The 22,385-nt window shown below is 44.6% G+C and carries 22 protein-coding genes; 8 read left to right on the top strand and 14 right to left on the bottom strand.

The genetic code is table 11. The annotated features are described in order from the left end of the window. Positions 1-27: 27 nt before the first annotated feature. Positions 28-333: an STAS domain-containing protein gene (locus MHN02_RS09040; protein WP_239245639.1), complete on the bottom strand. Its 306-nt coding sequence runs from the start codon at positions 331-333 to the stop codon at positions 28-30. 171 nt (positions 334-504) lie between these two features. Here MHN02_RS09040 and yciH point away from each other — a divergent pair, with 171 nt between their 5' ends. The 3 genes from yciH to pheA all read left to right on the top strand — a co-directional run bounded on the left by yciH (position 505) and on the right by pheA (position 3,238). After that, positions 505-837 (top strand): stress response translation initiation inhibitor YciH, encoded by a 333-nt coding sequence (yciH, locus tag MHN02_RS09035; RefSeq protein ID WP_014948847.1) that lies wholly within the window; start codon positions 505-507, stop codon positions 835-837. A 63-nt stretch (positions 838-900) separates the two neighbouring features. Then, a complete protein-coding gene (locus MHN02_RS09030; RefSeq protein WP_014948846.1) occupies positions 901-1,701 on the top strand; it encodes a response regulator in 801 nt (266 codons plus the stop codon). A 355-nt stretch (positions 1,702-2,056) separates the two neighbouring features. Then, positions 2,057-3,238, top strand: coding sequence for a prephenate dehydratase (gene pheA, locus MHN02_RS09025; RefSeq protein WP_061485232.1), 1,182 nt, complete (start codon positions 2,057-2,059; stop codon positions 3,236-3,238). Between the two features lie 42 nt (positions 3,239-3,280). Here pheA and MHN02_RS21800 read toward each other — a convergent pair whose 3' ends face one another. The 7 genes from MHN02_RS21800 to MHN02_RS08990 all read right to left on the bottom strand — a co-directional run bounded on the left by MHN02_RS21800 (position 3,281) and on the right by MHN02_RS08990 (position 10,398). Further along, positions 3,281-5,041 (bottom strand): GGDEF domain-containing protein, encoded by a 1,761-nt coding sequence (locus MHN02_RS21800; protein WP_239245637.1) that lies wholly within the window; start codon positions 5,039-5,041, stop codon positions 3,281-3,283. 17 nt (positions 5,042-5,058) lie between these two features. Then, positions 5,059-5,271 (bottom strand): hypothetical protein, encoded by a 213-nt coding sequence (locus tag MHN02_RS09015; RefSeq protein WP_239245635.1) that lies wholly within the window; start codon positions 5,269-5,271, stop codon positions 5,059-5,061. A 171-nt stretch (positions 5,272-5,442) separates the two neighbouring features. Next, complete coding sequence (locus tag MHN02_RS09010; protein ID WP_014948842.1) at positions 5,443-5,946, bottom strand: GNAT family N-acetyltransferase; 504 nt, start codon at positions 5,944-5,946, stop codon at positions 5,443-5,445. After that, a complete protein-coding gene (locus MHN02_RS09005) occupies positions 5,946-6,716 on the bottom strand; it encodes an SAM-dependent methyltransferase (RefSeq protein WP_014948841.1) in 771 nt (256 codons plus the stop codon). Before MHN02_RS09005 ends, MHN02_RS09010 begins: the two co-directional genes overlap by 1 nt. A gap of 25 nt (positions 6,717-6,741) precedes the next feature. Then, on the bottom strand, positions 6,742-8,034 hold the full coding sequence (locus MHN02_RS09000) for a pepsin-like aspartic protease (RefSeq protein ID WP_239245633.1): 1,293 nt from the start codon (positions 8,032-8,034) through the stop codon (positions 6,742-6,744). A 45-nt stretch (positions 8,035-8,079) separates the two neighbouring features. Next, the gene (gene tyrA / locus MHN02_RS08995; protein ID WP_014976023.1) at positions 8,080-9,234 is read right to left on the bottom strand and encodes a bifunctional chorismate mutase/prephenate dehydrogenase; all 1,155 of its coding nucleotides are present in this window, start codon (positions 9,232-9,234) and stop codon (positions 8,080-8,082) included. A 75-nt stretch (positions 9,235-9,309) separates the two neighbouring features. Continuing rightward, entirely contained in the window at positions 9,310-10,398 is a 1,089-nt protein-coding gene (locus MHN02_RS08990) for a 3-deoxy-7-phosphoheptulonate synthase (protein WP_061485222.1), read from the bottom strand. A 429-nt stretch (positions 10,399-10,827) separates the two neighbouring features. On the opposite strand from MHN02_RS08990, the gene MHN02_RS08985 reads away from it, so the two are divergent. Beyond that, the gene (locus tag MHN02_RS08985; protein WP_061485220.1) at positions 10,828-11,544 is read left to right on the top strand and encodes an enoyl-CoA hydratase/isomerase family protein; all 717 of its coding nucleotides are present in this window, start codon (positions 10,828-10,830) and stop codon (positions 11,542-11,544) included. Positions 11,545-11,641: 97 nt separating this feature from the next. Here MHN02_RS08985 and MHN02_RS08980 read toward each other — a convergent pair whose 3' ends face one another. The 5 genes from MHN02_RS08980 to rpsP all read right to left on the bottom strand — a co-directional run bounded on the left by MHN02_RS08980 (position 11,642) and on the right by rpsP (position 14,337). Continuing rightward, positions 11,642-12,271 (bottom strand): trimeric intracellular cation channel family protein, encoded by a 630-nt coding sequence (locus MHN02_RS08980; protein ID WP_061485219.1) that lies wholly within the window; start codon positions 12,269-12,271, stop codon positions 11,642-11,644. A 129-nt stretch (positions 12,272-12,400) separates the two neighbouring features. Beyond that, positions 12,401-12,760, bottom strand: coding sequence for a 50S ribosomal protein L19 (gene rplS, locus MHN02_RS08975; RefSeq protein WP_024015986.1), 360 nt, complete (start codon positions 12,758-12,760; stop codon positions 12,401-12,403). A gap of 18 nt (positions 12,761-12,778) precedes the next feature. Further along, positions 12,779-13,540, bottom strand: coding sequence for a tRNA (guanosine(37)-N1)-methyltransferase TrmD (gene trmD / locus MHN02_RS08970; RefSeq protein ID WP_081106070.1), 762 nt, complete (start codon positions 13,538-13,540; stop codon positions 12,779-12,781). Next, entirely contained in the window at positions 13,541-14,062 is a 522-nt protein-coding gene (gene rimM / locus MHN02_RS08965) for a ribosome maturation factor RimM (protein ID WP_039233395.1), read from the bottom strand. Between the two features lie 23 nt (positions 14,063-14,085). After that, positions 14,086-14,337 carry a 30S ribosomal protein S16 gene (rpsP, locus tag MHN02_RS08960; protein ID WP_014948832.1) on the bottom strand — a complete coding sequence of 84 codons (252 nt, stop codon included), beginning with the start codon at positions 14,335-14,337 and terminating at the stop codon, positions 14,086-14,088. Positions 14,338-14,725: 388 nt separating this feature from the next. On the opposite strand from rpsP, the gene MHN02_RS08955 reads away from it, so the two are divergent. Next, positions 14,726-15,220, top strand: coding sequence for a hypothetical protein (locus MHN02_RS08955; protein ID WP_061485216.1), 495 nt, complete (start codon positions 14,726-14,728; stop codon positions 15,218-15,220). A 25-nt stretch (positions 15,221-15,245) separates the two neighbouring features. On the opposite strand, the gene MHN02_RS08950 is transcribed toward MHN02_RS08955, so the two are convergent. Continuing rightward, a complete protein-coding gene (locus tag MHN02_RS08950; RefSeq protein WP_061485214.1) occupies positions 15,246-15,920 on the bottom strand; it encodes a DsbA family protein in 675 nt (224 codons plus the stop codon). A 191-nt stretch (positions 15,921-16,111) separates the two neighbouring features. On the opposite strand from MHN02_RS08950, the gene MHN02_RS08945 reads away from it, so the two are divergent. The 3 genes from MHN02_RS08945 to MHN02_RS08935 all read left to right on the top strand — a co-directional run bounded on the left by MHN02_RS08945 (position 16,112) and on the right by MHN02_RS08935 (position 22,220). Then, entirely contained in the window at positions 16,112-17,920 is a 1,809-nt protein-coding gene (locus MHN02_RS08945; protein ID WP_239245631.1) for an ABC transporter transmembrane domain-containing protein, read from the top strand. 132 nt (positions 17,921-18,052) lie between these two features. Next, a complete protein-coding gene (locus MHN02_RS08940) occupies positions 18,053-19,111 on the top strand; it encodes an efflux RND transporter periplasmic adaptor subunit (protein WP_156086123.1) in 1,059 nt (352 codons plus the stop codon). Then, on the top strand, positions 19,104-22,220 hold the full coding sequence (locus MHN02_RS08935) for an efflux RND transporter permease subunit (RefSeq protein WP_156086122.1): 3,117 nt from the start codon (positions 19,104-19,106) through the stop codon (positions 22,218-22,220). The genes MHN02_RS08940 and MHN02_RS08935 overlap by 8 nt, the downstream gene beginning before the upstream one ends. Positions 22,221-22,385 lie beyond the last annotated feature (165 nt).

The following is a 22,385-nucleotide window of genomic DNA, read 5'->3' as shown; positions in this document are numbered from 1 at the left end:
AAATGTTAATTTAGCGACTTGCTTTTCTTACTTAATGTCGAACTTTTTATCGAATCGAGATATTTTCAGGATTTTAGCAACCTGAGGACGGGCATTTTCGATACTGTAGGTTAATTCTCTATCAGCGAGTGTCTTTTGCATGTTTAACAACATACCTAAGGCAGAGCTATCCATGTATTCAGTACGCGATAAATCTACGGTGATGTGAGAGACATCGGCGCCCAGTTCGCCATAGGCGTTTCTGAAGTCTTCTACCTTACTAAAGTCAAACTTAGTGCCTACATCTACCACTAGTACTTTCCCTTGATTTTGATAGCTCGAGGTTATTTCCATATTCGCTCCTTAAAAATGTAAGCAGAAATGCTTCATCACATGCTTTTAACTTTGCTATTCTTATACTAGTTGAACTTTTACACATCGCCACGAAAGTCATCTTAAACTTTCGTATGGTAATGCTTTTTTTATCGCCATTTAGATGGAAAGACGCAATTTATTGAGGTATGTATGCAAGACTGGCAAGACGCCCTTTTGGTCTATAGTACTGAAAGCGGCAAAATAAAGCCTGAGCCAAAAGAGCAAGCGCGTTCGGTGTCTTCTGACGGCGTTGTTCGTATTCACAGGGAAACTAAAGGTCGCAAAGGAAAAGGGGTGTCTCTGATTAAGGGATTAGACCTCGCGTCTGATGAGCTGAAAAAACTAGGCTCTGAGCTAAAGAAAAAATGTGGTTGCGGCGGCGCAGTGAAAGACGGTGTCATTGAAGTACAAACTGATGACAGGGAAAAGCTCCGCACACTACTGACCGATAAAGGGTATAAAGTTAAGCTTGCTGGGGGCTAATGTAACGCTAGCCAGCTAGCGAGCTCTCACTTTTTCATAAACATATAACAAAAAGAGTCTGAAATGGAAAAGCTGTCAATTTCTGATCTACACATTATTTTAGTTGAGCCTTCTGACACACAAAGAAAGATCATCACCACTTTGTTGTTAAAAGAACACGTAAAGGAAATTGACCCCGTCAGTACCCTTTCCGAAGCTCGTTCAGCGGTAAAAGCGCACGGTGCTGACCTAATCGTAAGCGCGATGTACTACGAAGATGGAACCGCACTAGAACTACTTAAATTCATCAAAGAAGACGACGCATTTAAAACAATCCCCTTCATGTTGGTTTCCAGTGAAAATCGTTTAAGCAAACTAGAAGAGTTTAAGCAGGCGGGTGTTGCGGCAATTCTTCCTAAACCATTTGAACCCCTTCATTTGTCTCGTGCGTTAAACGCAAGCTTAGACCTAATTAACCACGATGAACTAGAATTAGAACTATTTGACGTACACGACGTTCGCGTACTACTTGTTGATGACAGTAAATTAGCGCGTAATCATATTCGACGCGTACTAGAAGGCATGGGGCTTCAACGCATAAAAGAAGCTGAGAATGGCGCAATGGCGCTAACTTATATAAAAGATGAACCTTTTGACCTCGTGGTTACCGACTACAATATGCCCGAAATGGATGGCAGGGAACTATCGGAATTTATCCGCTTTAATCCAGAAACCACACATATACCGATTATCATGGTAACGTCAGAGTCGGCTGACAGTGCACATATGGCTAATATTCAGCAAACAGGTGTGAACGCGCTATGCGATAAGCCTTTTGAGCCCAACGAAGTAAGACAAATGCTTTCAGCACTATTAGGTAACTAAGCGCTGAAATATTAAACGGCGTTCTCAAATTACCCACCGGCAGGTGTATATTTACGGCACCTGCCAACGCTTCATGCCCAAACCGTTTGGCCTTTTATAAAGCCAAAAGCGCATTTTAATTACTTTTTCAAGCCCTCCATATTAAAAACAACTATTCAATTTGTAAAAATCGGTTGACACACATAGGCGTTCAACATACATTCAAACCTATGAAACAGAATACTATGCACGTAGCACTTTTCTTTTTTGCGTTTATATCCTTTAACTAGGGAGGCGCGGCTACATGCATGAAAACCTCCCAACTGGGAGGTTTTTTTTTAGCAGAATTTTCTTATACGATACGCACGGGAATGATATGTCAGACAATGCATTAGATACTGTTAGAGAGCGGATTACCGCTTTAGACAGTGAATTACTTACTTTACTCTCAGAACGCAGAAAGTTAACCAACGAAGTGGCTGAGACGAAAATAAAGCATCACATTCCTGTGAGAGATCAAAAGCGAGAAGAACAGCTATTGGTGCGCCTAATAAAAGAAGGCCAAAACATTGGCTTAGACCCTCATTATGTGACGCAAATTTTCCACGTTATTATTGAAGACTCTGTTTTAAACCAGCAGGCTATGCTTGCTGAACGCGCTAACCCTGGCAGTACATTGCCCTTAAACCGAGTGGCATTCTTGGGCGACAAGGGCTCTTACTCTTATCTAGCAACTCAAAAGTACTTCTCTCGTCGCCCAGGCGAATTGCTGGAAATTGGCTGTCAGAGCTTTGCAGAAATTATTCACAAAGTTGAAAGTACAGAAGCCGATTACGCGGTATTGCCTATTGAGAACACGACGTCTGGCAGTATCAATGAAGTGTATGACCAACTACAGCATACCCAACTTAGTATTATTGGTGAACTCACCCACCCTATCCGCCATACATTGTTAGTGGGAGCCAACACCAGTATCGATAAAATCAAAACGCTTTACGCTCACCCTCAAGTGTTCACTCAGTGTAGCCACTTCTTAGCAGAACTAGGGAACGTAGAAGTGAAAACCATGGACAGCACCTCGTCTGCCATGTTGACAGTTAGTGAGCTTAAACGCGATGACGTAGCCGCAATAGGCAGCGAAGCGGGTGGTAACTTGTACGGCCTAATGGCAATAAAGAGTAACTTAGCAAACCAAAAAGAAAACCATAGCCGTTTTATCGTTGTTGCGCGCAACCCAGTAGTGGTTCCACTTCAAGTTCCTGCTAAAACAACACTTGTTATGTCTACCATCCAAAAGCCAGGTGCACTTGTAGAGGCCTTGTTGGTGCTACGAGAGAACAGCATCAATATGACGAAGCTTGAATCGCGTCCTATTCCAGGTAATCCATGGGAAGAGATGTTCTACATTGATGTAGAAGGCAACGTAGAAGATGGCCCTGTACAAAATGCCCTTGATGCATTGCGTGGTATTACCCGCTACATCAAAGTATTGGGCTGCTATCCAAGCGAAGAAATCAGCCCGACCAAAGTGGCCGCGGCGAGTGCACTGGCTGATTAAGCCAGCAAACGCCCCATTGTTTACTTTCTTTCGTTGTAATCTTTAGGCAGGCTGAAAGGCTTGCCCAACATTACCAACGTCACTTTCACCATTAACCTGGAAGACAGAAACTCTGTTGCGGCCATGCTTTTTACTGCCATACAAAGCTTCATCGGCATTGGCATACAGCGCCTCGAATTGATACTTTGATGACGCAGTGCTGGAGATACCAAAGCTTGCTGAAATATCGAAGGTAAAACCGCTTTCAGCTGTATCAATTTGACGGATACTATTGCGCATACTTTCCGCTATTTCTTTTGCTTTTTTCTCATTACACCCTGGTAATAGTAGGCCGAACTCCTCACCACCTAAGCGCCCGAAAACATCTTCTTTTCTGCAGTGTTTCCTCACCGCGTTAACTACTGCTTTTAATACCCAATCGCCTGTTGGATGGCCGTAGCTATCGTTAACTGACTTAAAGTGATCAAGGTCGAAAATTACAAAAGATAATACGTCCTGCTGCTCTGACATTCGATCAAGCGCTTTCGATGCCAACTCAGTAAAATAGTGACGGTTCGCCACTTTTGTTAACGAGTCAGTTTGCGCCTTTTCCCTAAGTGCTGCATGTAACTTACGATTTATTATTGCCCACATAAGGACAAGTATCGTGGTGGAAGCAAGCAATGTTATCAACAGCCTGTGATTTTGCTTTTCTTCTCGGGAAAGTGCTGCTTGTGCTTTCAGTAGGCTATTCTCTTTGTCCAGTAGCTGAATTTCGATATTCTTCTCGATGTTATCGAACTTAGCCTGTTGAATCGCCATTTGCTTAACGTTGTACTCATCAAGGTACGCTTTATCAGCCTCAGCGTATTGAATGAATGCATCTAATGCTTGTGCATTATCCCCTTTCTCTATTGCCGACTGGTACAGTATATAATATGCCGTTTTTCTGGGTTTTGAATATCCCATGCCTTTTGCAAGCTCCGCGCCTTTAAGCGCACTCTCCTGTGCGTTATGCAAGAGCTTATTGGCAAAATAGGCTTGTGCTAGCGCTGTATAGTACTCTGACGTTAATCGTGGATAGTTAGTACTTTCAACATCTGCTTGGATAGCAAGTAAGGCGTCTAACGCCCCTGCGATACTGTCTGGCGATGCTAACATCAGTTGAGCAAGCCATAATTTTGCTAGATTCAGAGCGATTGGCTCTTTACTCGCATTACATACCTCAATGGTTGTATTTAGCGTTTCTCGGTCAAGTCGTCCTAAATTGTGCAGCGACTCACTACGCAGATTGTGAGCCAGACACGCATTGCGGGAAGAAAGCTTTTGTCCAATTACGCGAGCACTGTACTGCAAACTCTGCTCAAACTCTTCCAATTGATTATAAAAAAGCGCAATCGTCAAAATTGAAAGGTGCTTATCTTTATCTTTCGCTAACGAAAGTAGAGGAACAATATCAGGAATTTGCTGAAGTGCTTTGGGAAAATCCCGAACTAACGCGTAGTTGTTGAGAATTGAATTTTTGGCTCGTAGTTGTAACGATTTATCTGAAGCACTTTGAAACACACTTTCATAAAGTGGAACTGCCTCTATGAGTTTTCCTGAATACGATAAGCTATAAGCATTGAGATAGTTAAAGTATTGGACTTGGGCCGGTGAAAAGGAGGCTGATTTATTACTGAGAGCCGACAATGACGTACGAAACGCCTCCACGTCTTGACTGCGAAGTGCATCAGCGCGCACTAACTGCTGATCAATTTCGTCAGCAGAAAGCGGAAATATGAAAAAGGGGCAAAGTAACGCCCCTATTAAAAACCTAACCACAATTTAAACTATCAGGGTTAGTGAAGTGACACTTGGTTCTTTTCTTCACTCTCTTGTGCATCACCAGGCGCGTCTTGCTCTTCATCTTCTGGCATCAAAAGACACCACATTTTTTCTTTCTCTTGAGAAAGTTCGTCTGCGTGGTCAGCTTTAAATTGTGCAATTATATCAGTGTCACGTTGCTTAGATGCATCTTGTGCAATTGCGAGAAGTTCTTTTAGCGCTTTCATGAGTTTGTTCTACGTTATAGTTATTAATGTTTAATAGGTTAGCAACTATTTGATGAGTTGTTAATCAAATATATAGCATTTTAGACATATTATACCAGTTACTATTTGCATCAATTACCTTTGAAAACAGAAATACTTACTGGTTTATTAGGTATGAAGTAACCAAATATTCTAGCGATTAAAGGTATATGTGACCAAGTTGGTTTTACTTGGCTGAAAACGGCTGTCCTTTGACTGTTTGAAGTTTAATTGGGTAACTAGACGTTTTGTAGCGAGGTGACGCTTTTCAAATTGGGCAACAATTTGGTGAAGATTGAGATTTTCCAAGCCAAATTCGACTAGCGCGCCCATCGCTTCTCGTGCCGCGCCTTTTCCGTTCATTGAAGGCGCTAATATAATTCCAATCTCTGCAGTGTCTTGTAAAACGCTTTTACAAAGCATCTGAATTCCGCAAAATGCCTGCGTTTGATTACACGTTATCGACCAGACCTTCTGTGCTGGCCAAGGCCTTTTGTTTGCTTCAATGAAAGTACTAGCGACTACTTCACTTTCCTTCTCAGAAAGGGGCTCACCTATTAATCGCATAACTTTTCTATTTTGGTACAAGCTTGCTGTTTCCTCTTTCCACTGCTGGCAAAGTAAAGCGCTGGTAAAACGAGGCGTAGCGAACTGCACTAGTTAGTACCTTTGGAGTAATCGACATCATCTATCACTGGTTTGCTAACTGGTGGTATGACAAGTGTAGAGTGCTGGTTAATTTCGTGATTATGCAGTTCACCAATAGCAATCGTCGTAGCTCTGAACTCATCGATGGGCAAGGTTGCAGCTTCATATAAAATAGCGCTGTCATTCGCTTGGTAAATAGATAACAGTTTATCAGTAAGCTTTTTTCGTTGAAGAGAGCTGGAGGTAAAAACGGCACTTGAGAAATCTCCTGCAACCCCAACCTGCCATAAAACTAAATACGCAGCCGTATCTACTTCTCGTTTATATAGTAGAAACTGGTTTGCCTCGTAGTGTTGGCAACCTAGAGCACCTGGGTCTATGCCCAAATCGGCGTATAGGCACGATTCAGCTGAGATCCCCGGCAACATGTAAGCATCAAACCCTCGACTTTTAGCGATTGCGATAGCGTCATGAGGCACCTTTGCAAAAACCCCAGGGTGTCCATAAAAAGCGCCAACTACTTTTTCGCCTTTCTCCACACGCTCTAGCATCGCGCTAGTCATTTGAGCATAGGTATCGTGGCGATCTTTGCCTTCACCATAGAAAGTTTGTAGGTTTACTGTGTTTTTGTTCAAAGAGGTGATCCATGCCTCCATGTAGTGCTCAGCTACACATACGAAAACGACGTCGGCTTGCTCAATATGACTTTGACAAATAGGCGATAAATGCGCTCCAACCATCATCCCGGTTCCTACACATACTAGGCTGCCTTGTTGCATGTAACTGTTCCTTTATTATTAGATTTTAGCTGTTTTTATCAAAAACATGTTTAAGCGCGTCAACCGTATCACTCAATGTCACTTTTCGTGCAAACGATACAACACCATTAGTGCCCTGTCCTCTGTCAAAAATTGTATAGTATTGAGAGATCAGAGGAAGACCGAGGATGCTTTGATTCGGCCAGTGTTTTAGTGGGAATATTTTAAAAGACGCTTGGTTAAATGTGGGGGCGTGCTCCTGCCAGTAGGCTTCAGGTGGTAGCGAGAGTAAAACATCTTCACCCTCATCGCCTTCAAGAACAAACGTTAGTTCAGGCCATTGTGCCAAATCTAGCTTTTCCAAGTCTATTCCTTGCTCCTCTAAAGAGAAAGCAGCGAAGGGCTCAAGCAATGTTTTCGCGTTATCAACACGGCAAAAAATCTGCTCGATCACTTCGTTATACAAAGATTCTGGCAAACCAATCACCGTTGCTCCTGAATCTACTATCGCATTTGAACACCAGCGTGCTTCGTCCGATTTATCCAAAGCCGGCGCTTTAATGCCTTCGTTTTCTCCACATTTTACGGCTTTTAACGTGACGTTATAATACTTATCGTGGAGTACCTTCACAGACATAATAGGAGTAGCATATAAGTCTCGATGAAAAATAGGCTCACCTATTACAAAAAGGCCATGATTTTTTCTATGTGCAAGCGCAGCGCGAAGACAATTTCCATCTACGTTATAGACGCTTGAGCGATGTAGCCAAAAAGCGAATTTATCGGCGTTAATTTGACGCTGCTCTAACTCAGAAAAGTAGCTAGGGAGTGTGGTCGCAACGTAATCAGCTGTCTTTAGGTTAATAATTGCTGACTCGTTAGGCTCGGCCAACGCTTTTTCAAAAAACGCTTGCTCGCTCATTTCACACGTAATTTTGTCAGTGCAACGATAGGCGTGATTTAGCGGTTGATAAGCTAACCCCATAATTCCGTCAGCTTTTTTAAAACAAGATTCTTTTGTCTCTTGCGATTCTTTCGCTATTGCCACATAAGTTTGCGGCAACGAAATGCTGTGACCGAAAATGCCCAGGCGCACCGTGGTCTTAACAACAGGGCCATGCCAACTTCCTGCAGCATATTTAATTGATTGAGAGTAGTAGGTGGACCTCACATCACCATCACGTTCAACATGATAATGAATGTCGCCTAGTACTAAGGTTGAGCTTCCCGTATCTAAAATAAGATGAACGGTCTGCTGATGCGCGCCTATATGTGCTCTCACACAATAGCCGCCATCAGCGAAGGTATTGGTAATTGGCAAACGTAGAGAGCGAGTCACGTTGGCTACCTTAAATTAGCTATCGCTATAAACAGTCGGTCAAAACTACTTGTCTCTTAAAAGCTGACCATCATCCGCTTTTAACAACATCTGTTTGCTGTCGACTAAACACTTCTTCGCATAATCTCCGAACCACGCGCCGACCTTCATGAACTGTTCTACAAAGCCTTTTTTGTCGCCATTCTCAAGTAATGACAATGCAATCCCAAAACGTTCGTAAAAGCGACGTAGAAGTGCAAAGTTATCAGGGTTATTGAAAATAATATCGGCATAAAGTTGTGGTGACTGAGCGAATAACCTGCCTACCATTGCGAGTTCTAAACGATAAATAGGTGAGCTAAACATGGTGAGTGATTCCAGATTAGGATCTTCACCTTTTAAGTGTTGCCCGTACACAAACGTGTTGAAGTGACGCATTACCTGAATATAAGCCATGGCTTGGTCATGTTCTTGTGCGCTGGAGTCGTGAATGGTAGCACCCCAAATTCGCATTTGCTCAATGAGCCAACTGTATTTCTCACTGCCACGTCCGTCGCACACTACCACTACCTGTTTAATCATGCCAGGCGCGTCAGGACCAAACATGGGGTGCAGTCCAACAACCGGACCATTGTGTGCGGCAAGCATCGCCTCGAGTGGCTTGGCTTTAATACTGGTTATATCGGCAAGCACGCAATCCTCTGGCAGCATAGTAAGCTTGCTAATCACGGCTTCGGTCAGATTAATAGGCACTGCAACAACAACCAGTGAAGCACAGCTTAATAACGATGTTGCTCGACCACTTTCCCAGTCGTCTTTTTCCACAACTGAAACGTTGTAATTACTTCGTTCGAACAAGCTCACAAACACACGGCCAAGTGCCCCTGCTCCACCAATTACAACAACGTTGTCGACATCAGGTTTCACACAGCGATATTTGTTGTTTTGCGTGTGATAAGACTCTCGCATTACTCGACGTAATAAGTCTTCGGTGAGATCGGGCGACACCCCTAGCGCTTCTGCCTGAGCACGGCGGGATGCGATCAACGCTTTTTCACGCTCTGGTACATAAACGGGCATACCAGCTTCAGCCTTAATTTGACCGACCTGGGTTGTAATTTGGTTGCGTTTTGCGAGTAATTCGACAAGCTGGGTATCCAGCTCGTCGATACCTTCACGCAGCGTATCTAACTTTTTTAAGTGCTGCGATAAATCGGCCATTCTGTCTTATCCTTGAATCAAATGGCACGGGGCTTAGTGGCAAATTTTTCTTGCCACTTTAGGCGTTGCTTGGATTTATGCCACCGTGCGCTTATTTTGGCGTAAGGGTAACACAGTTATTAATTTATCTCTGGTTTGAGATATTAAGTTCTCTGTTGTTTCCCAATCAATACATCCGTCTGTAATTGAAACACCATACTCAAGTTCTTCTGGCTTTTTACCTTCAGCTTTTTGATTACCCGATTTCAAGTGACTTTCCAACATAACGCCAATGATAGACTGATTGCCTTCTAGAATTTGATTGACCACGTTCTGTGCAACCAATGGCTGACGGCGATAATCTTTTGAAGAGTTTGCATGGCTGCAATCTACTACTAAGCCCGCTGTTAAACCAGCATCCTGCAACTCAATCTCGCACTCTGATACGCAAACCGAGTCGTAGTTAGGCTGCTTTCCACCGCGCAAAATAATGTGGCCATCTGGATTACCGCTGGTCCCGATAATACTTACCTGGCCTTGCTTATTGATTCCCATAAAGCGGTGACCCGATGCGGCCGATTTAAGGGCGTTTATGGCAATATCTAGGCTTCCATCTGTACCATTTTTGAATCCTACAGGCATAGACAGGCCGCTGGCCATTTCACGGTGGGTTTGCGATTCAGAGGTACGCGCACCGATAGCAGCCCAGCTAAATAGCTCTGCAAGATATTGCGGACTAATTGGATCTAGTGCTTCTGTTGCAACAGGCAGCTCTAATTCTGCAAGCCAAATTAACAACTCTCTTGCCTTACGAAGACCGGTTTCAATATCAAATGTACCGTCGATATGCGGGTCGTTAATTAAACCTTTCCAACCTGTTGTGGTACGCGGCTTTTCGAAGTACACACGCATAACGATAAATAGCGTGTCTTTGCATGATTCATGAAGCTCTTTAAGCTTAAGTGCGTACTCTTTCGCGGCTTCAACGTCGTGTATAGAACATGGTCCACACACTACAAGCAATCTATGGTCGCGACGATGAATGATATCTGAAACAATCTTTCTAGACTCAGAGATAGCCGCTAACGCTTTGTCTGACACAGGCAATTCAGCACTAAGCGCTTCAGGGGTTATAAGTACATCTTCGGTACTTACGTGAACATTATTTACGGTGTCCTTGATCATGGGAGCTCTCTTACTCTCTTAACTACAAATAAAAAACGGAACATTAAACGCCAAAAGAGTGTGCAATCTGCGTGTAAACTTTATTGTACAACTAGCTTTTTCTATATTTCTTTAACGTCATTGACTTTTTAGCAACTCAAGCGTAATCGCGCAAGTAATAACGAATAATACTTTAATCTAGGGTAGATTCGAAGCGAATGAGCATGACTGAATGGCAATAGTGCATAGAGATAGCACAATTTTTAACCGACAGTGAGGCTTGTTCCGAATTACCTCATTAGTCAAACGCTTTGTAGTGACATCCCGTCCTTACGTTTTCAAATGATCCACGAATTTAATGACGTAATTGACCAACATAAATAAGCTAAATTTCTCATTTATTGTCAGGATTTTGTATCATTGCGACAATGGAATAATAATGAGAATACAATGCAAAATTTAGCCCTAACCTACACTGGCGACGTCGCCATGCTAACCATGCAAAATGGAGAGAACCGCCACAATCCTCTCTTCGCAAAGGAGATGCTTTCAGCGTTAAATACCATTAAAAGTAATGAAAGCTGTAAAGCACTAGTGATCACATCAAATGATGAGAAATGCTTTAGTCTAGGTATAGACACAGACTGGCTAATGCCAGCAATGAAAGCAGCTCGCACTGAGGAAATAAAGCAATTTATGTACGGTATGGATGACGTGTTTAAAGCGCTGCTTCTGTTCCCTCTTCCCGTTATTGCTGCAATCAACGGACACGCCTTCGGAAACGGAGCAATTTTGGCGTGCGCTTGTGACTTCAGATTTATGCGCGCAGACAAAGGCTTCTTCTGTTTCCCTGAAGTAGATTTATCAATCCCCTTTCTGCCCGGTATGATTGAGTTTGTTAAAAAAGCGATGCCGTATTACAGATTTAATGAAATGAAGCTTTCCGGAAGGCGAGTGTCTGGTAAAGAATTAGAGCAAGATCACGTGGTAGAGAAGGCGTACGATACACAAGAAAGCTTGATGGAAGGTGCGCTGAACTACGCTAAGACCTTTGATAAAAAGCGTGGTATTTTTGGCGAACACAAAAAGCGTCTACATAAACATATCATCCACACTATCGATAACGAGAATAAACCGTTAATAGAATCGCTTTCACTCATGGCATAACAATAATAGGTGCTATGGTGGAGCGTCACTTAAGACGCTTCACCGACATCTGCTAATAAGACTCTTCACGGGCATATCGATGTTGGACTCTACACTGTTAGTTAGGCCTTGGTGTTCTCTTCCTAAAAAGATCGACTTTAACCCCCCAATGCAACGATGCAATTCTTAGTAAAACTGTTACAGAGATAGAACCTAAAATGCACCAAATGTAAGGGATATCTAGGGCAAACAAGGCGGCGTAAGTGAGACCACCTGCAAAACATGCACTCGCATAAACATCTCCGCGCATAACGTAAGGTACTTCTCTGCAAACCACATCGCGCATCAAGCCCCCAAAGATACCGGTTGTCATGCCCATCGTTAAGGCGACAATCATTCCGGTTCCACTAATAAGTGCTTTCTCGATGCCTATGACATTAAAAATAGCAAGCCCTATGGTGTCGATAAGTATAAAGTAAAAATTGGAAGGTGAAGGCATGTAGCGAATGAATAAGACTGTCGCGAATATAGCTGAATAGGTTGCTAGTAGATACTCTGAGGTTTCTACCCAGAAAATAGGTTTTCCTAATAGGAGGTCTCTTAAAGTACCTCCGCCAAGGGCTGTCATCACGCCGACAACGACGATGCCAAACCCATTGATACTTTTGTCATGCCCCAGTAATGCGCCCGATACAGCAAAAAATGCGACGCCAACAATGCCTAACACGATAAAGTATTCTGTACTCATCCTTCTCTCTATTAAGAAACCTTAATGTTTGTATTAAAAAACAAGTTGAATGGATCGAATTTCAGGCACAAAAAAGCCCGCTTAAAGCGGGCTTTTTCGAAGTTAACAATAACGCAAGGATTAGTAATCTTAGTTAAGCTTCTCTTTGATACGTGCAGATTTACCTGAACGCTCACGTAGATAGTAAAGCTTAGCACGACGAACCGCACCGCGACGTTTCACTTCAATTGAAGAAACTGCCGGGCTGTGTGTTTGGAACACACGCTCAACGCCTTCGCCGCTAGAAATTTTACGCACGGTAAAAGACGAGTGCAGACCACGGTTACGTTTAGCGATAACAACACCTTCATAAGCCTGAAGACGCTCTTTGTCACCTTCGGTAACGCGAACTTTAACAACTACTGTGTCACCTGGACCAAACGCAGGAACATCAGTCTTTAGCTGTGCTTCTTCGATTTTTTTGATGATATCTTGACTGACTTTGCTCATCATATCCTCTCGTCCTAGTTAACTGTCATCTTGCTGCAGTTGCGCTTGGAATAATTCAAGCAAACGCTGCTGCTCCTCAGTCAGAGCTAGGTGATTTAACAATTCAGGGCGACGCTGCCAGGTTCTACCTAATGATTGCATCAATCGCCACTGCCTAATTTTTTCATGGTTCCCACTTAACAACACATCAGGTACCTTTTGACCATCAAGTATTTCGGGCCGCGTATAATGCGGACAATCCAAAAGACCGTCAGTGAAAGAATCTTCAACTGCTGAGGCTTTATGCCCCAACACGCCAGGAACTAATCGAGCAACCGCGTCCATAAGGACCATTGCTGGCAGTTCACCGCCGCTTAGCACGTAATCACCAATAGAGACTTCTTCATCTACATGGCTTTCGATTACTCGCTCGTCGATGCCTTCATATCGACCGCAAATTAAAATTGTGCGGTCAATCTTAGCAAGGCGCTGTACGCCTGCTTGGTCAAGGGGTTTCCCTTGTGGTGATAAGTAGATCACCTTACTTTTTTCGCCACCAACTTTCTTGGCAGCTTGTATTGCGTCGGTTAGCGGTTTTACCATCATCAGCATACCGGGTCCGCCTCCGTAGGGGCGATCGTCTACTGTACGATGGCGATCATGTGTAAAGTCACGGGGGTTGAAGGTGTCAACCGATAACGTTCCAGACTTAACTGCTCGACCTATAACACCCTGTTGGGTAAAAGGGGCAAACATATCTGGAAACAGGCTAACAACGCCGAACCACTTTTCCGGTGTCACTTAAAACCCCGGGTCCCAGTCAACTTTAATGACCTTCGCTTCCTTATCCACCTCTTGTACGACTTCGTCGAACACAAAAGGTAATAGTCTTTCTTTTTGACCAAAAGCATCGCCTACATTCGCTTTAACGTGAATCACGTCGTTAGCACCTGTATTAAACACTTCTTTCACCACACCCAAGTCGTAACCTTGCGTTGTTACTACTTTCATGCCGGTGAGCTCACGCCAATAAACCCCTTCGTCGCCTAAATCAGGCAGCTGTGAAGCATTTATGTTGATATCCAAGTTTTTGATGCGCTCGGCATCATCTCGACTATCAACGCCCACAATTTTTGCAACGAGGCTTTTACCGTGCGGTCGCCACTGGTCAATTTGGTATTCCTTTTCATCGCCAAGAAACCATGGCGCGTACTCAAAAATACCTTCTGGCGTTTCTGTATAGCTGTTGATTTTGACCCAACCTTTAACACCGTACGGTGCGCCAATTTTGCCAACAATCACTTTGTCAGACGCTAGACTCATCTATACCACCAGTTAATAACAGCTTACGCTGCAGATTTTTTCGCTTCTTTTACCAAGCTAGAAACGCGATCTGATAAGCTCGCGCCTACGCCAACCCAGTATTCAACACGCTCTAGATCTACGCGAAGACGTTCCGCTTGACCTTGTGCAGTTGGGTTGAAGAAACCGATGTTTTCAATGAAACGACCGTTTCTTGCACGACGGCTATCAGCCACCACTAGTTGATAAAATGGACGCTTTTTCGCGCCACCACGCTGTAAACGAATAGTAACCATAAATGCCTCAAACTCGTTGTAGCGTTACCGTTAACTTAAGCCTTCAACCAACGTCTAAAAATCAGACACCAATTAGAAGGCCGCCGAATTATACGGATATCACCACTCAATGCAAGTGAAAACCTGATTTATCCTTTGTTTAGTTCAATATCGCTCCCGTAAGTAGGTGATAGCCTAAGAACGCAAATACACATGCATGATCTTTCGCAAATTTCTTTAAAATATCATCTGGTGGTGTATTGTTAACGTAGCACTAGGATTTAGTGTGGATAAAAAACTTAACCCATATGCAGTTTAAAGGATGGCAGTTAACTGGATTTTAGTTTTTCTCTGGCGCATTTGTTAATCAAAGGCTTCAGTAAATGGATCACGAAGAAGGATTATTCGAATGAAATTATCATCACTCATACTCGCTACATTAATTGCTCCACTTTTCGCGTGTTCATCCGCTACAGATATGGTCACACAACAAGCAGAAGTCCAACCCAATGAAGCTCGTATAGACTTTTTCGCTAACCGCGGAGAAGCCTTTGACAATAAGCGAGAGTACGTAAAGTTGATGTGTTTTAACCAACGCCCTAACGGTGCGTTAGTTCTTCGGGATGTTGAGCCGGGAGAGCATTTTCTATTTGTTCAAGCCAGTGTCGTAAACACTGACCTGCCTGATGGTACCACTCGCGAGGCGATAGTTAGGCTAGATGTAAACTTAGAAGGCGGCAAGCGTTACTCGCTCAACCAATCTCGTGACCATCACGATATGAAAGTATGGCTCCAAGAAACGGATTCTGGCGTCCCTGTTTCTGAAATCGTTACAACCCGTGTTGAATACCCAAAGTCGGTGGGAGATTTACGCCTTGAACAATGCAAGGAAGGCACAGTTTAAAAGTACTCGCTTTTTTCAATAACGATTATAGATGACGCAGCGTTACACTTGCGTCGTTATAGTCGTAGGGAACGTTTTGCCACTGTGGCTTTTTAAGCGCTTGTGATTTTGTCTCTTCTGCCCCGGCAAATTTGTTTGACTTGAGTATTAAGCTGGGAAAGCCTTGGGCGCCTATACTACGCGCCATATGCATTTCTTCGTTTAATTTTTCAATTGTACTTTCACTATTGAGTGCTATTTCAAAGCGCTCGACATCAAGCCCTATTTCTTCAGCAAATGCTATCAAGGTATCAAAATCCGACGGGTTTTTCGCATTCAGGTAATACCCTTCTTGAATTGCCTTGATCATTGCCTTCTCTAATGCTTTTGCTTCATCGCTATCTCTAGCCTGCGCTTTTGCTGCAAGAACTGCTCGACACGAAGGATAGGTCGAACGACGAGGCTGACACTTTGTCCAAAAATCATAGTTGAATTGTGTTCCAGGCACACGATCTTGAATAGTTTGCCAATAGCCTGCAATAGTAAGTTTCATTTGTTCCGGCATAGGTAAATCACTATCCGGTGCGAGCCCGCCAAGCAAGTAGACAACCTCAATGTCGTTGGGTAACTCACGCTGTATTTGCTCCCAAGTAGGAACGAATGCCCAACACCAACTGCACATTGGATCATGAACATAATACAAAGTACGTGTCTCACTCATCGTTATTTTCCCGTTTTAACTATTTTGCTTTGCTTCTGCGACGTTAACTTTCATCCCAGCGTAAATACTGCCGCTGTAATCGCATTGCCTACGTCCAATGTACATGCTTTGCCGTATAATCCAAATAATGAATTTTAATAAGCGTAGCGAAATCAACGCTATGAATTAGTTATGCGCATGAAGAGGTAATTTTGACGACACCACTCGCTAGTGTATCAACCAAACAAGTCTTACAGTGGATTGGCTCACATTTACTTCGCTACAAAGCGCGCGTTGTAGGTGCAGTTATAGCACTTTTCACGGCCGCAGTTGCATGGCTTTTACTTGGGCAAGGCATTAAGTACGCTATCGACAGCGGCTTCATAGAAAACGTAGCGGATACGTTAAACAAAGCCACAGTATTAGTGCTAGCCATTACTATCGTGGCCTGTTTAGCAACATATGCGCGCTTTTACTTAATGACTTGGCTTGGCGAGCGCGTTAGTGCTGATATCAGAAACCAAGTATATGCGCACTTGCTGTCTCTTCCGCCTTCATTTTTTGCGGAACTTAGAACTGGCGAGGTCATTTCTCGATTTACCAGCGACACTACAATTATCCAGACTGTAGTGGGAATGAGTTTGTCGATGACCCTTCGCTCGGTCGTGACTTTCGTTGGTGCGCTGGCGCTTATGACGTTTTCTAGTCCCCTTCTTACCTTCTGTGTAATTGTTGCAGTACCCGCAGTGCTGGTTCCTATCAAAGTACTGGCGCCTCAAGTGCGCCGTTATGCCAAAGAAAGCCAGGACAAAGTGGCAGACTTGGGTGCACGAATTGATGAAAGTCTCCATGAAATTATGACCGTACAGGCCTATACCGCTGAAAATGCCGAACGACTGCATTTTTCTAAAAAGGTAGAGCTTGCCATGGACGTAGCTAAAAAGCGTATTCACTATCGCTCACTACTTATTGGCTGCATCATGTGTATCAGTATGACGGCCATCATCTTCATTGCTTGGGTGGGGGCAAGGCAAGTATTAGACGGCACTATGACCGTAGGTGAACTCTCCGCTTTCCTTTTTTATGCCGTAATGGCTGGCGGCAGTGTGGCCACAATCAGCGAAGTCATTGGTGAAGTACAGCGAGGTGTTGGTGCAAGTGAGCGTTTGTACGAGCTATTTACCACTGAGCCTTCTATTCGATCTTTGAATGGTGACACAGCTGAAGCCTCTGCTTCTTCAACGTACTCAGCATTAAAAGGAGCAAGCGCTAAACCGATAATCTCCAAAGCGGCACCAAAAATAGAATTGGAAAATGTCAGCTTTGCTTACCCCAACAGCAAACCTTTGTTTGATAATTTAAACATTAACATTCAAGCAGGAGAACGTCTTGCTCTGGTAGGAGCAAGTGGCGCAGGCAAAACAACACTATTTCAATTATTAATGCGCTTCTACGACCCAAGTGCCGGACAAATACTGTTCAATGGTGCGCCAATCAACAAAATGCCTGTAGACGTTCTGCGCCAACATATTGCGATAGTCACTCAAGAGCCTGTGGTTTTTGCTGATACCGTGTTGGAGAACATTCGCTACGGCAGCCCTAACGCAAGTGATGACGATGTAATAAATGCGGCGAAACAGGCGTTCGCTCACGAATTTATCGATAACCTTGATGAGCGCTATAACACACAGTTAGGCGAACGAGGCGTGAAGCTTTCAGGCGGTCAGAAACAGCGGATTGCCATTGCTCGCGCTATTTTGGCCGACCGCCCAATCTTACTTCTCGATGAAGCGACGAGTGCGCTTGATGCGATGAGTGAGCGTATGGTTCAGCAAGCGATAGATAGGTTAATGGTGGGCAAAACCAGCATTGTGATTGCTCACCGGCTTGCAACGGTTCAACACGCCGACCGAATTTTGGTCATGGATAAAGGTCAAGTCGTAGGAAGCGGCGACCATGCATCCTTAATGAAAAGCGACACCCTGTACAGGGAATACGCTGAACTGCAATTGCTTAGCTGAACCGCCTGTGGTGCTATACGGTACAAATAACGAAGTCGACTAATCGACTGCAAAACATACGTTTTGATAATACAAAAATAAAAGGACCAGCAGCTTTTTCTGCACAGGTTCCAATAACGCTACGGGTTTATAATGAAAAATTCATTCTATGTTGCAATGAAGACATGGACGTGTCTTTGCGCTCTTCTTTTAATGATGATGTCAACTGCTAACGCGCAGTTTATGGGAGACAGACAAGCAAAGCTCGTCGTAACCAAGCCCATCAATTTTATGAGCGAAACGCGAAAGGTAGAAGCCGTTGGCAGTGCCGAAGCCGTTCGTTCTATTGTGCTTTATCCTGCCGTCTCTGATGAAGTCATGGAAATTAACTTTGTCCCAGGTCAGTCAGTGGAAAAAGGCAAGGTGCTTGTTCGCCTTGATGATAGACGTCAGCAAACGGCATTAAAACGCGCCAAGCTTACCTTGGAAGATGCCCAGCGTACTGTAGAACGATTAGCATCAAGCTATAAACAAGGCGCTGTACCTGTGAGCGAGTTAGATTTGGCTCGCACCCAACGCGACCTTGCGGAAGTTGCCTTAGAAGAGGCTCAAGCAGATTTAGAAGACAGACACATTGTTGCTCCTTTTGATGGCATTGTAGGCATTACTGATGTTGAGGTAGGCGACCGTATTAACGAGCAGACTGTGATCACTACACTGGATAACAGAAGCAAACTCTTTATTAACTTCAGAGCGCCTGAAGCAGCATTGCCCGTTTTACTGAATGCGCCAAACGTAACGCTTGAGCCATGGAGTGACAGAGAGAAACTAGTAAGAGCCGAGATAGCTCAGGTTGATTCTCGTATCAATGAGGCTGATAGAACGCTTCGCGCTAGAGCATTACTCGACAACTCTTCTGATCAATTTCGCCCTGGCATGAGCTTTCGGGTTAATTTAAGCATTGAAGGCGATCGCTTTGCTGCCATTCCAGAAGCCGCACTTTTGTGGGGAGCTACTGGCGCTTACATATGGCTTGCCGAAGACGGTAAGGCTAAACGTGTTGACGTGAGTGTTCATCAGCGTCTTAGAGGAACTATCCTTGTTTCGGGCGACATTGAAGAAGGTGACACACTAATTTCTGAAGGTGTACAACGCTTACGTACCGGACAAGAGATTACTACCGAACTGGCCGGAGGGCCTCAAGGTGAGTGATCCAAACCTATCTTCGTCAGTTAGCGACTTACCATCGCTATCTATTCGACGCCCGGTTCTTATTGTTGTACTAAATCTACTTATTGCTATCGCTGGGTTTGCTGCATTGAGCGGTCTTGAAGTGCGCGAACTGCCCGATGTAGATACACCTCAGGTAACCGTTACAGCAGAATTTCCCGGCGCATCTCCTGAAACAGTAGATGCCGAAGTAACTGGTCGCCTTGAAGGTGCGGTTGCGCGTGTGAGTGGCGTCAAAGACATCTATGCGCAAAGTGAAGAAAACTCGGCCCGTGTTCGGGTTGAGTTTCGCCCCGGCGTTAACTTGGAAGACGCGGCTAACGAAGTACGTGAGTCGGTCAGTCGAATTCAGCGACAGCTTCCGGAAGATGTCGAACAAGTATCGATCATTCGGGCCGACAGCGACGCTCAGGCGGTCGTAAGCCTTGCTATTTCAAGTAATACCTTGGACATGGAGACGCTCACCGAACGTGTCGACACCGATGTAGCACCATTGTTTTTAAGCATTCCTGGCGTTGCCGACGTTATGTTAGATGGAGAAAGAGAGCGTGTGCTGCGCGTTTCTGTGGATCCTCTACGATTAACCAGTTTTGGCCTATCGATGAGTGACATTGCTAATGCACTATCGCTTGCGCCTTTTGATGTACCCGCTGGCAGTATTCAATCTGCCGAACAAGCGTTAATCGTGCGAGCTGATGCAACTTCGGTATCGGCAGAAGATGTGGGTAACATTGTTGTAAGCGGTGACATTCGCATTAATGATGTTGCCAGTGTGTACTTCGGCCCTGCCGACACCACCAGCGTAGTTCGTTTGGATGGAACGCCAGTCATAGGCGTTGGCGTAATACGTCAAGCAAGCTCTAATACGATCGAGATTTCAGATGAAGTGCTGGCCATGGTCGCAGACCTCGACAAGCGTTTTACTGATATGCATATCGTAGTAACGTCCGATGATGCAGAGTTTATCCGCGACTCGGTTAAAGAAGTGGTCGTCTCACTCAGCTTGACCGTGGCGTTAGTCGTGGTCACACTCTTAGTGTTTATTGGTTCATGGCGTGCCACCATCGTCCCTGCCCTGTCGATACCCGTTTCGCTAGCGGGTGCACTGGCTATTATTTGGGGCATGGGCTTTTCCATTAATATTCTTACCCTCCTCGCTCTTGTATTGGCCACGGGTATGATAGTAGACGACGCTATTGTGGTTTCTGAAAATATACAGCGTCGCAGAAGTATGGGTCTAGGTGCCCGTGCGGCAGCCGTGGTGGGCACACGAGAAGTATTCTTCGCAGTAGTAGCAACAACCGCAGTACTCGCCTCAGTATTTATTCCCATCGCATTCCTTCCTTCTACTGCAGGGCTTTTATTCAGGGAGTTTGGAGGCGTATTAGCTGGCGCTGTTATAATCTCATCTTTCGTTGCCCTTTCCTTGGTTCCTGCACTTACCGCCCGACTTAAGGTGAAAGAAGCGAAAGAAAGCGATTTGTTTAGCAAGACCTTTGGCCGTTTTGGCAACGCTTGTTTGCGCCTGTATCAGGCGTCATTATTAAAAGCGCTCAAATATGGCTGGGTAGTTGGTGTGTTGAGCTTAGCAGCAGGCGGTGGCGCTTATATTTTATCGCAAAATATCGATAATGAATTACTGCCAAGCGAAGACAGAGGCACAATTCGTATTTTTGCACGAGGTCCAGACGGTGCTGGCCTAAACTTTATGGACAGACAAGCTGAAAAGATGGAAGAACTGCTGCTTCCCTATGTGGATAACGGCACCATAGATTCCATTTACACGGTAGTCGGTTCGTGGGATCCCAACATCGTCTTTATCACAGCGCCTTTGAAGCATTGGGATGACCGAGACAAATCTCTGCAAGAAGTAGTAAATGAAATACGCCCTAAGCTTCAGCAAATTCCTGGTGCACCAGGTAGTGCCTTCGGCGGCAATAGTTTGAACCTTCGCGGTCAAAGCGGCGGGCTTGAAATAGCTTTAACTGGCGACACTTATGAAAACATTTTCGAAGCTTCACAAGCGTTCTCTCGTCAGATTGAAGATGCACTACCTGAACTAGGTAGACCGAGAATAAGCTACGACCCTACCCAACCTCAGATGAGAGTAAATATTGACAGACGCCGTGCTGAAGAACTGGGCGTGCCGCTTACCGATATAGCAAGTACCCTGCGCGCCGCTGTGAACGGCGATGATATCGCAGATTTGAATGTGGGCGACCAATCTATCCCTATCATGCTGCAAACTAATAATCGCAGTACATTAGATCCATCTGAGCTTACTAGCTTGTATGTGAAAAGTACCGACGGAAACTTGGTGCCTCTTTCTAGCGTAGCTTTCATCAGTGAAGAAGGTGTTGCCGCTGAATTAGAGCGTCAGGCACAGCGCCGCGCAATTAAGCTGGAAATGGAATTGCCCGAAGACGTAGCGCTTAGTAATGTAGTGGAAAATATTCGCAATCTAGCGGCAGAATCATTACCGAACGGTATCGGACTTGTGTTTCTTGGCGAAGCACAAACTTACGAAGAAACGTCTAAGCAAGTAGCGCTTACCTATGTGTTGGCTTTTGTTATTGTACTGCTTGTATTGGCTGCACAATTTGAAAGTGTGAACAGTGCGGTTGTGGTTATGCTTACCGTTCCTTTTGGTATTGCAGCCGCGGTCTATGCCCTGTTTTTAACCGGCACCAGCATTAATATTTACTCGCAAATTGGCTTGGTAATGTTGATAGGTCTTCTCGCCAAAAACGCGATTCTTTTGATTGAATTTGCCGACCAGCTTCGCGATAAAGGCTATGATATTTACGATGCTATTGTCGAGGCTGGTAGAGTGCGATTACGCCCTATTATGATGACGCTGGTTTCAACAATACTAGGTGGCCTGCCGCTCATTCTGTCCACAGGCGCTGGCGCAGAAGCTCGTAATGCTATTGGCTGGGTCGTATTTGGTGGATTGGGTATTGCCGTAGTATTTACCCTTTACCTGACACCGGTTTTGTATCTTGCACTTGCCCGATTTACCAAGCCACGTGCAGACGAAAGCGCTAAGCTTGAGAAGGAAATGGAAGAAGCCAACGCACAGCATTCCTAGGATTTACCCGCTTAAGTAGGCGCTATGCCTATTTAAGCGGCACCTAAACGGCGACTGTGCGCTAGGTTTGCTTTGAGAATTAAGAGAGACGCCCAAGCTACGTGTGTTGTAACAACAAGTGTTACTACCCGCGTTAAGGCTTGGGCGTTTTTTTATTAAAAAACG

The organism is Alteromonas sp. CNT1-28 (assembly GCF_022348345.1).
In the GTDB taxonomy this organism is placed as follows: domain Bacteria; phylum Pseudomonadota; class Gammaproteobacteria; order Enterobacterales; family Alteromonadaceae; genus Alteromonas; species Alteromonas macleodii.
The sequence above is the reverse complement of the archived record's forward strand: the minus strand, read 5'-3'. Positions and strand labels throughout refer to the sequence as shown.